Annotated in this window: 14 protein-coding genes; 2 read left to right on the plus strand and 12 right to left on the minus strand. The window is 62.2% G+C overall.

The features are described 5' to 3' along the window. Positions 1-245: 245 nt before the first annotated feature. From dctM to BMY98_RS11765, 8 genes are all read right to left on the minus strand, one after another. Positions 246-1529 (minus strand): C4-dicarboxylate TRAP transporter large permease protein DctM, encoded by a 1284-nt coding sequence (gene dctM / locus BMY98_RS11730; RefSeq protein WP_074889065.1) that lies wholly within the window; start codon positions 1527-1529, stop codon positions 246-248. Continuing rightward, a complete protein-coding gene (locus tag BMY98_RS11735) occupies positions 1529-2161 on the minus strand; it encodes a TRAP transporter small permease (RefSeq protein ID WP_074889067.1) in 633 nt (210 codons plus the stop codon). Before BMY98_RS11735 ends, dctM begins: the two co-directional genes overlap by 1 nt. A 119-nt stretch (positions 2162-2280) precedes the next feature. After that, a complete protein-coding gene (locus BMY98_RS11740; RefSeq protein ID WP_074889070.1) occupies positions 2281-3279 on the minus strand; it encodes a TRAP transporter substrate-binding protein in 999 nt (332 codons plus the stop codon). Positions 3280-3458: 179 nt separating this feature from the next. After that, on the minus strand, positions 3459-4283 hold the full coding sequence (locus BMY98_RS11745; protein WP_074889073.1) for an HpcH/HpaI aldolase/citrate lyase family protein: 825 nt from the start codon (positions 4281-4283) through the stop codon (positions 3459-3461). A gap of 166 nt (positions 4284-4449) precedes the next feature. Continuing rightward, positions 4450-5649, minus strand: coding sequence for a CaiB/BaiF CoA transferase family protein (locus tag BMY98_RS11750; RefSeq protein WP_074889076.1), 1200 nt, complete (start codon positions 5647-5649; stop codon positions 4450-4452). Positions 5650-5825: 176 nt separating this feature from the next. Then, entirely contained in the window at positions 5826-7175 is a 1350-nt protein-coding gene (locus tag BMY98_RS11755; protein ID WP_074889079.1) for an MmgE/PrpD family protein, read from the minus strand. 10 nt (positions 7176-7185) lie between these two features. Then, positions 7186-8349: an acyl-CoA dehydrogenase family protein gene (locus BMY98_RS11760; RefSeq protein ID WP_074889358.1), complete on the minus strand. Its 1164-nt coding sequence runs from the start codon at positions 8347-8349 to the stop codon at positions 7186-7188. A 63-nt stretch (positions 8350-8412) separates the two neighbouring features. Then, positions 8413-9252 carry an HTD2 family dehydratase gene (locus tag BMY98_RS11765; RefSeq protein ID WP_074889082.1) on the minus strand — a complete coding sequence of 280 codons (840 nt, stop codon included), beginning with the start codon at positions 9250-9252 and terminating at the stop codon, positions 8413-8415. Positions 9253-9381: 129 nt separating this feature from the next. On the opposite strand from BMY98_RS11765, the gene BMY98_RS11770 reads away from it, so the two are divergent. Next, positions 9382-10290, plus strand: coding sequence for a LysR family transcriptional regulator (locus BMY98_RS11770; protein WP_074889361.1), 909 nt, complete (start codon positions 9382-9384; stop codon positions 10288-10290). Here the strand turns inward: BMY98_RS11770 and BMY98_RS11775 are convergent, their stop codons facing one another. From BMY98_RS11775 to deoC, 4 genes are all read right to left on the minus strand, one after another. Further along, entirely contained in the window at positions 10291-10671 is a 381-nt protein-coding gene (locus BMY98_RS11775) for a cupin domain-containing protein (RefSeq protein ID WP_074889085.1), read from the minus strand. Between the two features lie 491 nt (positions 10672-11162). After that, complete coding sequence (locus BMY98_RS11780) at positions 11163-12002, minus strand: AraC family transcriptional regulator (RefSeq protein WP_074889364.1); 840 nt, start codon at positions 12000-12002, stop codon at positions 11163-11165. A 66-nt stretch (positions 12003-12068) separates the two neighbouring features. Next, positions 12069-13022 (minus strand): alpha/beta hydrolase, encoded by a 954-nt coding sequence (locus BMY98_RS11785; RefSeq protein WP_074889367.1) that lies wholly within the window; start codon positions 13020-13022, stop codon positions 12069-12071. Positions 13023-13190: 168 nt separating this feature from the next. After that, positions 13191-13871, minus strand: coding sequence for a deoxyribose-phosphate aldolase (gene deoC / locus BMY98_RS11790; RefSeq protein ID WP_074889087.1), 681 nt, complete (start codon positions 13869-13871; stop codon positions 13191-13193). 130 nt (positions 13872-14001) lie between these two features. Between deoC and deoR the strand changes: the two genes are divergently transcribed. Further along, on the plus strand, positions 14002-14772 hold the full coding sequence (deoR, locus tag BMY98_RS11795; protein ID WP_074889090.1) for a DNA-binding transcriptional repressor DeoR: 771 nt from the start codon (positions 14002-14004) through the stop codon (positions 14770-14772). Positions 14773-14796 lie beyond the last annotated feature (24 nt).

The raw sequence follows: 14796 nt of genomic DNA on the forward strand, positions 1-14796 counted from the left end.
GGAGTGGGCCGAGCGGCATGGATGCCGCGAGAGCCGCCCCCCGCCATGGATGGCGGATGGCGGCGGGCCCACGGAGCGAGACCGGAGTGAAGGAACCCTGAGGAACGAAGGGCCCAACCAGGAGCAGGCACTTTTGCTTACTTTTGGTGCTTTTCAAAAGTAAGTCGCCGAAGGCGAAACAGTCTGCCGTTAGGCAGACCGCCGTAGATCTTGATCTTGATGTGGCTCTAAGGACGAATGCACTCTCACGGCATCCCCAACCAGTTCGGCAGCGCCAGGGAAATGAAGGGCACATAGGTCACCAGCAGCAGAAACACCAGCAGGATCGACAGCCATGGCAACGCCGCACGGATGGTCTCGCCCAACGTCAGGCCCGTCACCGCAGACGTCACAAACAGATTCAGCCCCACCGGAGGGTGAACCAGTCCGATCTCCATATTGACCACCATGACGATGCCCAAGTGAATCGGGTCGATGCCGAGTTTCATAGCGATCGGGAAAAAGATCGGCGCCAGGATCAGGATGATTGCCGACGGCTCCATGAAACTGCCGGCGACCAGCAGCACAATGTTCACCATGATCAGGAAGCCGATCGGAGTCAGCCCTTCGGAGATGACCCAGGCGGTGATCTGCTGCGGAATCTGCTCCGTCGTCAGGACGTGAGCGAACAGCATGGCGTTGGCGATGATGAACATCAGCATGATCGACAGCCGGCCGGATTCCAGCAGCACTTTCGGGCAATCCTTGAAACTCATGTCCTTATAGACGAACAGCGCGATGAACGCCGAATACACCGCCGCGACCGCCGCCGCTTCGGTCGGGGTGAACATGCCGCTGTAGATCCCGCCGAGGATAATCACCAGCAGCATCAAGCCCCAGAACGCCCGTTGCGCGGTGTGCAGCCACTGGCGGAAGGTCACCCGTGGCTGGGCTGGAAGTTTCTTGACCCGCGCGACGATGTAGATCACCACCATCAGCGCCAGACCCAGCAGGATGCCGGGAATCACACCCGCGATGAACAGCTTGCCGACAGACGTTTCCGTCGCGGCGGCGTACACCACCATCACAATGGAAGGCGGTATCAGAATCCCCAGCGTACCGGCGTTGCAGATGATCCCGGCACCGAATTCTTTCGGATAACCCGAGCGAACCATGCCGGCGACGGCGATGGAACCCACGGCTGCAACGGTGGCGGGCGATGAACCGGATAGCGCCGCGAACAGCATGCACGCCAGCACCGCCGCAATCGCCAGGCCGCCGCGAATGTGGCCGACGCAGGCGTTGGCGAAGTCGATCAGCCGCTGCGCCACCCCGCCGGTGGTCATGAAGGCGCCGGACAACAGGAAAAACGGAATCGCAAGAAAGGTGTAACTGTCGGAGGTTTCGAACAGTTTGATCGCCAGCGAACTCAACGAGTCCGGGCTGAACAGCAGAATCGAAACGGCGCCGGACAAGCCCAGGGAAATGGCGATGGGCACGCCCAGGAACATGAAAACGAATAACAGCAGGAACAGGCAGATAACGGTCATCAGTGCTGCTCCTCGGCAGGATTGGCCAGCTTGCTCGCTTCAGCCGCTTCGTCGGCCAGACCCAACCCGGTCTGCCGGTGCGTCCAGATGCGGTAGAAGATTTCCAGGTAGCGAGCGATCACCAGGCCAAAGCCGATCGGTACGATGACCGTGATGTACGCGACCTTGATGCCGAACCGATCGAGGTCCTCCGCACCGATGCCGGCCACGAACAGCGCCGACACCCACTTGTAGCTGGCGACGAGGAACAATCCGGCATACGCCAGGCAGCAGGCGCACGCCAGCAGGGCGAGCACCCGCTGGACCGGCTTGCTGGTCTTCTTGACCAGCGCGTCCACGCCCAAGTGGCCGGCGGTACGAACGCCGTAGGAAATGCCGAAGAAGATCAGCCAGCCAAACAGGGCTTTGGTCAGCGACACGCTCCAGGTCATGCTTTGGGCGTAACCCATCAGGTGGTCGCCGATGCCTGCGAAGAAGTCGCTGCTGACGGCCCATTGATCGCTGAGGGAATAAAACACGGTGTAGATGTTGTTCAACGCCACGTAGACGAAAGTCACGAGGGTCATGGCAGCCAACAGGAAAGCGATGATGCCCTCCTCCAGATGCTCCCAGAGTCGCGTCAGCGGGTGCATAAGCATTCTCCGAACGAAGCCGAACCTAGCCGGGTGTAGAGACGGCCGTGAAGGCGGCCACCCACGAAACGGGTGGCCGCCGGGCCGTCACGGTCTGTAACGAGAAAGGACTGAAGGGCTCAAGGCGCCTTGTTCGAATCGTCGGCGGCCTTGATCAGGTCGGCACCGATTTCCTCGGAGAACTTGTCCCAGACCGGCTTCATGGCTTCACGCCATTTGGCACGCTGCTCGGGGGTGAGCGTCACGATTTCGCTGGTCTTGGCGTCGATGATTTTCTGCTTGGCCGTCTGGTTCAGCGCTTCGGCCTGCTTGTTCACCTCGACCGAGACCTGATCCAGGATCTTTTGCAGTTCGTCACGCACGTCCGCCGGCAGGCCGTTCCAGAACTTGGAGTTGGTGATCACCATGTAGTCGATCAGGCCGTGGTTGGACTCGGTGAAGAACGGCTGGACCTCGTTGACCTTCTGGCTTTCATAGTTCGACCAGGTGTTTTCGGTGCCGTTGACGGTGCCGGTCTGCAGGCCCTGATAGACCTCGGCGAAGCTCATTTTGCGCGGGTTGGCGTGCAGGGCGACGAATTGGGCTTCGAGCACGCTGGAGGCTTGAACGCGGAATTTCAGGCCACGGGCATCTTTGGGTTCAACCAGTTTTTTGTTCGCGGACAGTTGCTTGAGGCCATTGTGCCAATACGCCAGACCGTGAATGCCTTTGTCGTCCATCGAGGTGAGCAACGCCTTGCCCTGGGGACCCTGCTGAAAGCGGTCGACGGCAGCGAGGTCGTTGAACAGGAACGGCAGGTCAAAAATCTGCACTTTCTTGGTGTACTGCTCGAATTTGGCCAAAGAAGGCGCCAGCATCTGCACGTCGCCGAGCAACAGGGCTTCCATTTCCTTGCCGTCGCCGAACAGTGAGGAGTTCGGGTAGACCTCGACTTTGACTTTGTCTTTCAAGGCCGGGTCGGCGGCGACCATCTTCTGGAAGAGCAACGCGCCCTGCCCTTTCGGCGTGTTTTCCGCCACCACATGGGCGAACTTGATCGTGATCGGGTCAGCGGCCTGTGCAAGGCTGGCCACAGACACTGCGGCCGCGCAGAAAAGCGCTTTGGTCAGCTTCAACATCGATATCACCTTCTTATTTTTGTATGAACTTATGTTGGCAGGAGCGGGTTGAGCCCATCAGCATAGTGCAACGCCACCATGACGAAGCCCCGGTGTTTAGAGAATCTGCTTTTGTGAAAGCCGGCGTTCATCAGAGACGAACGCGATCTAAGCCGCTGACGGGTGCGACGAAGGCCGACTCATCCCGCCGCCAACGCCAGCAAACGCTGGGCCCGCTGCAAGACCGGCGCGTCGACCATCTGCCCGTCTAGCTGAAACGCTCCCGCCCCTTTGGCCGCTGCGCTGGCATTGATCACCTTTTGCGCCCAGTTCAAGTCATCGGCGCTGGGGGCCAAAGCGGCGTGGATCACCGGCACTTGCGCCGGATGGATGCACAACGCGCCCCCATATCCCATGTCGTAGGCGTGGCGAATGGCACGGTGCAAACCCTTTGGATCGCCGATGGCCGGGTGAACACCGTCCAGCGGTGGCAGCAGATCGGCGCCCCGTGAATGCAGTTGCACCGCCATACGCGCCTGATCGAGAAACATCTGCGCGGCGTGGGTGCCGCTGTTGAGGTTCAGATCCAGCGCCAGGTCGAGCCCGCCAAATGACAAACGCTCGACACCCTCGGCATGGGCGATCTGCTCAAGGGCCAGCAAGCCCTTGGCGCTTTCGATGATCGGCAGAACCGGTTTGCCGGTCTGCCACACCGCCGCGACGTGAGCAGCAGTCTCGACTTTCGGCAGCAGCACTCCGGCCACGCCCGCATGTTGCCGACAAAAGGTCAGGTCATCGGCATGTTCGGCATGGGTCGGCGCATTGACCCGCACCCAGACGCAAGCCTGGGGGTTGTCGTTCAGGAAGGCCGCAAGATTGTCCCGCGCCTGGCGCTTGAGGGGTTCCTCGACGGCGTCTTCGAAATCGACGATCACTGCGTCAGCGCCGGCCGCCAGCGCCTTGGCAAACCGCTCGGGGCGACTGCCGGGCACGAACAGTGCGGAGCGGATGATGGGTTGTGGCATGGTTGAAGCTCCTGAAAAAGGGTGTCATCCCGACGCTGTGGGCGCTTGCTCGCAATGACTGCATTCCAGCCGATAAAAATGGGCCGGATGTTCCAGCCTCTTTGCGGGCAAGCGCGCTCTTACAGTTACAAGCCGTGACGGTAGGCCCGCGCGGCAACGGAGAGGTTCAGACCACCCCGCCTGCGGCCATCCGCGCCTGATCTTCAGCCGAAAACCCGAGCTCGCCGAGGATGCTGCCGGTGTGCTGGCCCAGGTCCGGCACGCCGTCCATGCGCGGCGTGAACGCGGTGTTGTGGCCCGGCGGCAGCAGCGACGGCAGCGGGCCGGACGGGCTGTCCACTTCGCGCCATCGATCACGGGCCTTGAGCTGCGGATGGTCCCAGACGCCCTGCATGTTGTTGACCCGGGCGTTGGCGATCTGCGCGTCTTCCAGGCGGGCAACCACGTCATCGACGCTCAAGGCGGCGAAGCCGTCAACGATGATCTGCCGCAGCTCCTCGCGGTTTTCCGAGCGCTTGAAGTTCGCCGAAAAGCGCTCGTCGGTGGCCAGCGACGGGTCGAACAGGACCTTCTCGCAGAACAGCGCCCATTCGCGCTCGTTCTGCAGGCCCAGCATGATCGTGCCGCCCCCGCCGGTGGGAAACGGCCCGTAAGGATAGATCGTCGAGTGGGACGCGCCGGCCCGTGGCGGTGGCGGCGCGCCGTCGTAGGCGTAATACATCGGGTAGCCCATCCACTCCACCAGGCTTTCGAGCATGCTGACGTCGATTCGGCTGCCCTGCCCGGTTTTGTCCCGCAGCATCAGCGCCGACAGAATCCCGGTGTAGGCGTACATGCCGGCGGCGATGTCGGCGATGGAGCAACCAGCCTTGGCCATCTCGTTTTCGCCCGGGCCACCGGTGACCGACAGAAAGCCGCCTTCGCTCTGGATCAGCAGGTCGTAGGCTTTCTTTTTCTCGTAGGGCCCGCCTTCGCCGTAGCCGGAAATATCGCAGACGATCAGGCGCGGAAAGCGCTCATGCAACGCTTCGAATGACAGCCCCATGCGAGCAGCGGCGCCGGGCGCCAGGTTCTGTACCAGCACGTCGGCCTTGGCGAGCAGTGACTCAAGAATGTCGCCGGCCTCGTCCTGCTTGAGGTCCAGGGTCAGGCTTTCCTTGGAGCGGTTGGTCCAGACGAAATGCGAGGCCAGGCCGTCGACGCGCTGGTCGTAGCCACGGGCGAAATCGCCGACGCCGGGGCGCTCGATCTTGATCACGCGGGCGCCCAGATCCGCCAGTTGCCGGGTGCAGAACGGCGCGGCGATGGCGTGCTCGAGGCTGACAACGGTGATGCCGTCCAGAGGACGCAGGGGTTGTTGAGTCATGTTTGTAAACCTCTTCACAGTCCCTGTAGGAGCGTGGCTTGTCCCGCGATCTGCTGTGAAGCAGCAGCAAATCAGGAAATCCGGGTATGCCTGACACCACTCGGTGTCTGGTTTGGCTGCCGTGACCGGCAGATCGCGGGACAAGCCACGCTCCTACAAGGGGGATGCGTGTGCTGTTAGATCAGGTCAGTCAGATCCTGCGCATCGCGCAGCTGCCAGACCCGCTGAATCAACGCCGTGCCCTGCTCCACCGTGCGGGCGCCGGAGAACGCCAGCAGTCGCTGCACCTTGTCCTCCAGCTCAGGCCGCGACAGGGTATTGCCCGGATCGCCTTTTGGCTCATCGATGCCAGCGCTCAACACCCGGCCATCGGTGGTGGTCACGATCACCCGACCCAGCCAGCGCGCCGGATAAGCACCATCCACTTCCGGGTCCAGCTCCATGGTGACCTTTTCGCGGAAGGCGGCGACGTCGGCATCGGTCAGGGCCAGGTCGCGGAACTCGATCAGCTGCGCGCTCCCATGGACCGCGATCAATCCGAGCACTGCGCCCATGGAAAACTTCGCCTGATGCACGGTCTGTGGCACATCGACCCGACCGAGCACATCAATGGCGCCCTGATGAACACGGGTGACCACCTTGGCGATCTGCTCATGGCGCAGGCCTTCGCGCTGCATCAGGTGCAGCAAGGCATCGGCCGCCGGATGGGTGTGGCGGCACGAGGCGTGAAACTTGAATGAGGTCTCCACCAGCGCCCAGCGGCTGCCGAGGCGGTCGGACAGCTTGGCGGGATCGCTGTCGCTGGACATCCCCGCCGCCATGCCCTGATCGCCTTCAAGAATATTCCGTGCGCCGGTCAGGCCGTCTTCGGTGAGGTAGGCCGCCAGCAGGCCATCGGCCGCCGCCTTGGCGGTGTGCAGCTGTTTGGAATCGGCTGCGTCACGGAGAAATTCCCACAGCCCGGCGGCCTGGGTGCCCGCCGTGCCCAGCAGGTTGATGAACTGCTCTTTGTCGAAATTCAGCAGCTTGCCGACGCCCACCGCAGCCGCGAGGGTGCCGACCGTCGCGGTGGTGTGGAAAATCCGGTAGTGGGAGCGGCCCATGAATTCGCCGATGCGGATGCCGGCTTCGTAACCGGCGACCGACGCCAGCAATAAATCCTGCCCGGTCTTGCCGAGGTCCTGGGCCGCTGCGAGCACGGCCGAGAACACCACCGTCGCCGGGTGCAGCACTGAGCTGTTGTGCAGATCGTCCTGCTCGACCAGGTGCGAAGACGCGCCGTTGACCAGCGCGGCGAAGTACGCCGAGGTGCCGCGACCGCTGACCAGAATTTTCGCCTTGCCCTGCTGCGGGCCCATGCGTTCGGCGTAGCGCTCGAACAACGGAATCGGCCGCGCGCCCTGGCTGGCCAGCGCCGAGCCGATCCAGTCGAGGAACAGGTCTTCGGTACGGTCCAGCACAGCGCCGGGAATTTGCTCGTAGGTCAGCTCGGCGAGGAAACCCGCCAATGCCTGGGTGTGGCTCATTTCGGCGTCCTCAGAAGCTGCGTGGCAGGTCGAGCAGGTGCTCGGCAACGTAGGAAAGAATCAGGTTGGTGGAGATCGGCGCCACCTGATACAGACGGGTTTCGCGGAATTTGCGCTCCACGTCGTATTCGCAGGCGAACCCGAATCCGCCATGGGTTTGCAGGCAGGCATTGGCCGCTTCCCATGACGCTTTTGCCGCGAGGTATTTGGCCATGTTGGCGCTGGCACCGGCGTTCTTGCCGCTGTCGTACTCCTCGCAGGCACGCCAGCGCATCAGGTCCGCCGCTTCGATTTCGATATGCGCTTCCGCGATGGGGAACTGCACGCCCTGGTTCTGCCCGATCGGGCGACCAAACACCACGCGGTCACGGGCGTAGGCTGCGGATTTCTCGATGAACCAGCGGCCATCGCCGATGCACTCGGCCGCGATCAGGGCACGCTCGGCGTTGAGGCCGTCGAGGATGTAGCGGAAGCCCTTGCCTTCTTCACCGATGAGGCTTTCAGCGGGCAGTTCGAGGTTGTCGAAGAACAGCTCGTTGGTTTCGTGGTTGACCATGTTGGCGATGGGCTGAACGGTCAGGCCGTTGCCGATGGCATCGCGCAGGTCGACGATGAAGATCGACATACCTTCGGACTTCTTCGTCACCTCGGCCAGGGGTGTGGTGCGCGCCAGCAGGATCATCAGGTCGGAATGCTGCACTCGGGAGATCCAGACCTTCTGGCCGTTGATCACGTACTTGTCGCCCTGTTTCACCGCCGTGGTCTTGATCTTTGTGGTGTCGGTGCCGGTGCTCGGTTCGGTCACGCCCATGGATTGCAGGCGCAGTTCGCCGCTGGCGAGCTTGGGCAGGTAATAGCTTTTCTGCGCGTCGCTGCCGTGACGCAACAGGGTGAACATGTTGTACATCTGGCCGTGCACGGTGCCGGAATTACCGCCGCAGGCGTTCACTTCTTCGAGGATCACCGACGCTTCCGCCAGGCCCAGCCCGGACCCGCCGTACTCTTCGGGAATCATCGCCGACAGCCAGCCTTCATCGGTCAGCGCCTTGACGAAGGTTTCCGGGAAGCCTTTCTGTTCATCGATCTTGCGCCAGTATTCGGCCGGAAACTGCGCACACAGCGCGCGCACGCCGTCACGGATGGCATTGAGGTCTTCGTTTTCGTAAGGGTTCATGGTGTCCACTCGCATCGGCCGGCGCCCATAGGGTCGGCGCGCCTGGCTGTATAAAAGAAGGGTTCAGTCAAAAACGACTTCGGCGCTCTGGGCGACGCCGGCGTCATTGCCGGCCCACATCTGCGCCTTGCCTGGCTCGACGATTCGCCCGCCAACGCGAAACGCCGCAGGCACGTTGAGGGGGCGCACGCCGCGATAGGCGAAATGCCGCACGCGCTTGTCGGGGTTGGCGCGAATGAACGCGCGCAGGTTGAAGGTGGCGATCATCGGGCCATGCACGACCAGGCCGGAATAGCCTTCGGTGTCGGTGACGTAGGGGTAGTCGTAGTGAATGCGGTGGCCGTTGAAGGTTACGGCCGAATAGCGGAACAGCAGGGTCGGCGTCGGCTCGATGACCTCGCTCCACTCGCCCTGCTCTGGCGCGTCACCGCTAGTGAGCTTCGGCGGATTGGGCTCGCGGTAGACGATGTCCTGCTCTTCCCGCACGCACAGCTCGCCGTGTTGCGAGTAGTCATGGCGCACGGTCACGAACAGCAGCGAGCCGGTGCGGCCGTGCTTTTCTTCGATGTGCAGGATGGTCGACAGGCGATGGGCGTCAGCGCCGACATTCAGCGGCTGGATGAAGTCGACACGTCCGCCGGCCCACATGCGATTGCGATTGTCCGCCGGGGGCAGAAATCCGCCACGGGCGGGATGGCCGTCACCGCCGAGGTGCGCTTCGAACACCGGTTCCTGGAAAAAACACCATTGCCACAGCGGCGGCAGTGGATCGCCCACGGCGGGCGTGGGCTCGCCAAAGGTGGCCGCGATGCGCTTGATCAGGTTGACGCTCAGATGATCCTGGGCTTCTTCGGTGCGGCCAATCCAGGCCGTGAAATCCACGGGTGACGCTGCAGCGCTCATGGGCGGGAACCCTCTGGGTTTGTTGTTATGGCCCGATCATGGAAGTGCGCCGGCATTCTGAGAATCCGCATTTGCGTATAGCGGCGTTCGGGTATGCTGAACGCCTTCTGCGACGTCCGGGCCCCCTCCATGCATTTCGATCTGGCTGACTTACGCCTCTTCATTCACATCGGCGAATCACCGAGCCTGACCCAGGGCGCGCGCCGGGCGTTTCTTTCCCCTGCCGCCGCCAGCGCGCGGATCAAGGCGCTGGAAGGCCAACTCGGCACACGCCTGTTGTACCGCGACAGCCGTGGCGTCGAACTGACCCCCGCCGGTCAGCGCCTGCTCAAACACGCGCGGCTGATCATGAGCCAGGTGGATTACCTGAAGAGTGAGTTCACCAGCTACGGCACCGATTCGGCCGGGCACATTCGCATCTTCGCCAATACCACTGCCGTCACCGAGTTTTTGCCCGAAGTGCTGGCGGGCTTTCTGGCGAAACGGCCCGGCGTCACCGTGGACCTGCAAGAGCGCCTGTCCCGGGACATCGTGCGCGGCGTGCTCGACGGCAGCACCGACATGGGCATCATCGCCGGGCCGGTGGAGGCGGCGGGTTTGCAGGTCATCCACTTCAGCACCGACCGCCTGGTGCTGACCGTGCCGGTGGGGCATGAGCTGGCGGCCGAGAAAAAGATCACCTTCAAGCAGACCCTGGCGTTTCAGCACATCGGTCTGCACGAAGGCAGCACGCTGCTGAGCTTTCTGCGCGATCACGTCGAGCGGCTGGGGCAGAACCTGTCGTTGCGGATTCAGGTGTCGAGCTTCGAGGCCATTTGCCGGATGGTCGAAGCCGGGGTGGGCATCGGGGTGATCCCGGAGTCGGCGGCGTCACGGCACAGCCGGACGATGAAGCTGGTGACCATCGAACTGGACGAGCCTTGGGCAGTGCGCGAACGGAGCATCCTGGTCCGCGAGCTGGACGCCCTGCCGGGGGTGGTCAGGGCGTTGATTGCGGTGTTGTTGCCGAAGGATGATGCAGCACAGCCAGAGGCGTGATCAGATCCAGACGTCGTTCTGCGCGGTGCGCTCGTTGGTGTCGCTGCCGGTGTTGATGACGCCGCTGGGCTCGATCAGCATCAGCTTCACTTCCTTCTCGGCGCAGGGTTTGTGCTCGATGCCCTTGGGCACGACATACAGTTCGCCCGCGTTGAGTTCGACGAAACCGTCGCGAAAATCGATGCGCAAACAGCCTTCGATCACGATGAAGGTTTCGTCGGTGTCGGCGTGGCTGTGCCAGAGAAACTCCCCTTCCAGCCGCGCCAGCTTGAACTGGTAGTCGTTCATCTGCGCGATGACCTTTGGCTGCCACTGTTCGGTGAACAGGGTGTATTTCTGGGCGAAATTGATGGGGGTGTGTTGAGTGGTGGACGTGGACACGATGGCGGCTCCGACAGGGTTTGATGTAGAGCCAATCTAGAGCGCGGGGGTGGGTGGGGTCTTGTACGTTATTGCACGGTGCATCCAGTTTGCGGTGTTGCAACTGACGCTTTCCCGGCTAAAGCCGGTCCCACTGAAACACCGCGAACTGATAGTGGGACCGGCTTCAGCCGGGAAGAGACCAGTGCCTACGCCATCCATTTTTCGGTGTGGCAACTGACGCATTCCCGGCTAAAGCCGGTCCCACTGAAACACCGCGAACTAATAGTGGGACCGGCTTCAGCCGGGAAGAGGCCAGTGCCTACGCCATCCATTTTTCGGTGTGGCAACTGACGCATTCCCGGCTAAAGCCGGTTCCACTGAAACACCGCGAACTAATAGTGGGACCAGCTTCAGCCGGGAAGAGGCCGGTTTGTACGCCATCCATTTTGCGGGGTGACGCCTGACGCATTCCCGGCTGAAGCCGGTCCCACAAGGTGTGCTTGATCCCCTTATGCGCGCGCCGCCAACATCTTCAACCACCGCCCTGGCGGGTAGCCGAAGGTCTTCACGAAATGCCGTGTCATGTGGCTCTGGTCGGAGAACCCCGCCATCACCGACGCGTCACTCAGGGACACACCCAACGCTATCGAGTGCCGGACGAGGTCCAGCCGGCGCAGGGTCAGGTAACGGTAAGGCGTGGTGCCGAACAGCACGCGAAAATCCCGCGACAGGCGCCAGCGGTCGGTGTCGCTGGCCTGTTCCAGATCGGTCAGGCTGACGCCCTGTTCCAGACTGGCCATGAGCATTTCCCGCGCACGTTGGGCGCCGGCGTAGTTGACGGTCTGGCGGCCCTTGCGCACACCGGCGGCCGTTTGCAGGGCGATGGCGAGGTCGTAGAGCGCGTCGTCCAGTTCGAGAGGATCCAGGGCGTTATTCAGGTCGGACAGCAGCGCCTGCGTTGCCCTGAACAGGCGCCTATCATTCGACGCCCCGCCCTTGATAAACGGCAGCGGCTTGCCACCAAGGACCTGCTGAATCATCGCCGGCTCCAGGTAGAACATCCGGTAGCGAAAGCCGTCTGCGGTCCCGGCATGGCCATCATGGGCTTCGTCTGGATGCAGCACCATCGTCTGCCCCGGCAGGTTGTTGACCACTTCTTTGCCGTACTGAAAGCTCTGCACCCCCGACATTGTGTGGCCGATGGCGTAGGTGTCGTGGCGGTGCATCTCGAAACCGTGCCCGTGAAAGTACGCCTCGATCCGCTCGATCTGCGGCAGAGGCGCGGCACGCAGCACCCAGTCCCGCGCGGAATGGGTCAGGTGGGCGTCTTCGTCTGCATGTGAGTCCATCGGCAGCACTCGCGGCAGGTGGCGGCAGGTGCTTTGAGAGGACACCGGCCGCGTTCATGAAAAAGGCTAACCGGGCTGTTTGAGCAACGCCGCCGATGCGTTGGACGCATGCACCGCCGGTGGCTTCTCGCTGAGCAAATTCTGAATCGCCTGGCTGTACGCCTGGCGCCCCAGGTTCATGCTGTTGTTGTGGTTGCCCCCCGGCACCATCAGCAAACTCTTCGGCTCCTGCGCGGCGTCGAACAGGGCTTCACTGAAACGCGGCGCGACGAACTGATCCGCCGTGCCATGCACGATCAGCACCGGCATGTGCACGTCGGCGATCTTGTCGATGGAGTCGAATTTCTGCGAGATCAGCCAGCGCACCGGCAGCGAGGTCCGTTTGCTGGCAACCGAGGACGCGACATCGGCGAGGTTGGTGAAGGTCGATTCGATGATCAGGCCCCGCGCCTGAATCGGCCCGTCGCCTTTCTGCGCATCCCGGCCCAGTTCGGCGGCGAGGTCGACAGCCACGGCGCCACCCAGGGAATGCCCATAGATCAGACGCTTTTGCGGGTTGGGTTGAATCTGTTTCAGGCGCTCCCAGGCAATGCGCGCGTCTTCATAAACCGACGCTTCCGACGGCAACTGGCCTTTGCTCTGACCGAAGCCGCGGTAATCGATGGCGAGGATGGAGAAGCCCAGGGCGCGCAGTTGTTCGATGCGGAACAGCTGGCCGGTGAGGTTCCAGCGCGAGCCATGCAGGTAAAGGATGGCCGGTGCGTCCTTCGTCTCCGAAGGCCACCACCAGGCATGGATGTTCTGCCCGAGGCCGAACGATGGTCCCTTGAGCTCAAGCTCTTGCACATCGGACGGCAGGCCGCGGTACCAGCTCGCCGTACCGGGCTCGATCATGAAGACCAGTTCACGTTCCTTGTGCTGCAACGCCGCGCAACCGACCGGGAGACCGACGACGATCAGCAGCATGCACAGCCAGAAGAACCAGCGGGCCTTGAGCCGCGCCAGGGAGAATGTTCGCATTGAGAAAGGTGCCCGGTGCAGAGGTGAGTGCACCGGCAGTTTGCCACTCATTGGCGGGGCGGGTCCTGCTCTTTTCGGCGAAAGGCCTTCTGTCGCGAGCCTCTGCCGAGAGGCCCCGACCAACCGGGAACGGTGCCACGCCGTTGGCGGCACCGAACCGCGGCAGAATCAGTAACCCGAGCCCGACGCCGCCGCGCCACTGACGATCGCGATCCCCGAACTGGTGCCCAGCCGCGTCGCGCCCGCTTCGATCATTGCCACCGCCGTTGCGTAATCACGCACGCCGCCGGAGGCTTTCACGCCAACACCCTCGCCCACAACCTTGCGCATCAGGGCGACGTCTTCCAGGGTCGCGCCGCTGCGGCTGAAGCCGGTGGAGGTCTTGACGAAGGCGACGTTGAGGTCACGGCAGATCTCGGCGGCGCGGGTTTTCTGGGCGTCATCCAGCAAGCAGGTTTCGAAGATCACCTTCAGCGGCACCGCACCACAGGCGTCTCTGACGGCCGCGATATCGTCGCTCACTTCGTCGAACAGGCCATCCTTCAGCCAGCCGATGTTCAGGACCATGTCGATCTCGCCCGCGCCGGCCGCGATGGCCTGCTTGGCCTCGAAAGCCTTGGTGTCGCTCAGCCCGGCGCCCAGTGGGAAGCCGACCACGGCGCAGACTTTGACGGCCTGACCTTCCAGCAACGAGGCGGCGTAAGGCACCTGGCCAGAGTTCACGCACACCGAATAAAATCCGTGTTCCTGCGCTTCGCGGCACAGGGTTGCGATCTGCGCGCGGCTGGCGTCGGCGGCCAGCAAGGTGTGGTCGATGTACTGGGCGAGTGCTGCGGGTTCGATCTTCATGGCCAATCGTTTCCTGATAGTGAGGCGGTAAACAGCGACACGCTTTAAGCTTCATGCATGAGCGCATCATTTTATGTTGTAAATATAACAATGAATGTTATTTTTTTACCATATCCATTCGACAATCGGAATGCCCGTGGACAGTAAAAAATCCGACCGGATCAAATTGATCCAGCAAGCCCTGCAAGATCAAAAGGCGATTCACCTGAAGGAAATGGCCGCCCTGCTGGACGTTTCGGAGATGACCTTGCGCCGGGACCTGACCCGCCACCCCGACAAATTTCATCTGTTGGGCGGGCACATCACTCTGGCGTTCGATCCGTCGGAGGCGAGTGATTACAAGGTCACCGAGCAGGACACCCGTCACGTTGAGGAAAAGCGCCGCGTCGGCAAGCTGGCCGCCGCGTTCATCCAGCCCGGAGACACGGTGTTTTTCGACTGTGGCACAACGATCCCTTTCGTCATCGACTTCATCCCGGACGAGCTGGAATTCACTGCCGTGTGCAATTCCCTCAACGTCCTGCTCAAACTGCAGCAGAAACCCAACTGTTCCATCGTGCTCTGCGGCGGCACCTTCCATCGCAAGAATCAGGTGTTCGAACACCACAGCGAAGCGAGCATTCTGGATGGCATCCGCCTGACCTGGGCGTTCGTTTCGGCGGCCGGAGTCAGCGACGAGCTGGGCGTGACCTGCTTCAACTTCAATGAAGTGGAGGTCAAGCAAAAGGTCCTGCGCCAGGCCCGGCACTGCATGTTGCTGGCCGATCATTCCAAATTCGATGCCGTACGAACGGCGCATTTCGCGACGTTGCAGGACTTTCATGTGGTGGTCAGCGACAAGAAGCTGCCGAAGGCTTATCGGGATTTGATTGAGGGGTATGGGGCGCGTTGGGTGGTTTGAGCAACACGCCACCTTGTTTTGGCG

Source organism: Pseudomonas graminis (genome assembly GCF_900111735.1).
Taxonomy (GTDB): Bacteria; Pseudomonadota; Gammaproteobacteria; order Pseudomonadales; family Pseudomonadaceae; genus Aquipseudomonas; species Aquipseudomonas graminis.

Bases quoted from the DNA above. Each gene is read 5' to 3' on its own strand.
- BMY98_RS11740 (WP_074889070.1), bottom strand. From the start codon at position 3,279: ATGTTGAAGCTGACCAAAGCGCTTTTCTGCGCGGCCGCAGTGTCTGTG.
- dctM (WP_074889065.1), bottom strand. From the start codon at position 1,529: ATGACCGTTATCTGCCTGTTCCTGCTGTTATTCGTTTTCATGTTCCTG.
- BMY98_RS11760 (WP_074889358.1), bottom strand. From the start codon at position 8,349: ATGAACCCTTACGAAAACGAAGACCTCAATGCCATCCGTGACGGCGTG.
- BMY98_RS11770 (WP_074889361.1), top strand. From the start codon at position 9,382: ATGCATTTCGATCTGGCTGACTTACGCCTCTTCATTCACATCGGCGAA.
- BMY98_RS11780 (WP_074889364.1), bottom strand. From the start codon at position 12,002: ATGGACTCACATGCAGACGAAGACGCCCACCTGACCCATTCCGCGCGG.
- BMY98_RS11735 (WP_074889067.1), bottom strand. From the start codon at position 2,161: ATGCACCCGCTGACGCGACTCTGGGAGCATCTGGAGGAGGGCATCATC.
- deoR (WP_074889090.1), top strand. From the start codon at position 14,002: ATGCCCGTGGACAGTAAAAAATCCGACCGGATCAAATTGATCCAGCAA.
- deoC (WP_074889087.1), bottom strand. From the start codon at position 13,871: ATGAAGATCGAACCCGCAGCACTCGCCCAGTACATCGACCACACCTTG.
- BMY98_RS11785 (WP_074889367.1), bottom strand. From the start codon at position 13,022: ATGCGAACATTCTCCCTGGCGCGGCTCAAGGCCCGCTGGTTCTTCTGG.
- BMY98_RS11765 (WP_074889082.1), bottom strand. From the start codon at position 9,252: ATGAGCGCTGCAGCGTCACCCGTGGATTTCACGGCCTGGATTGGCCGC.
- BMY98_RS11750 (WP_074889076.1), bottom strand. From the start codon at position 5,649: ATGACTCAACAACCCCTGCGTCCTCTGGACGGCATCACCGTTGTCAGC.
- BMY98_RS11755 (WP_074889079.1), bottom strand. From the start codon at position 7,175: ATGAGCCACACCCAGGCATTGGCGGGTTTCCTCGCCGAGCTGACCTAC.
- BMY98_RS11745 (WP_074889073.1), bottom strand. From the start codon at position 4,283: ATGCCACAACCCATCATCCGCTCCGCACTGTTCGTGCCCGGCAGTCGC.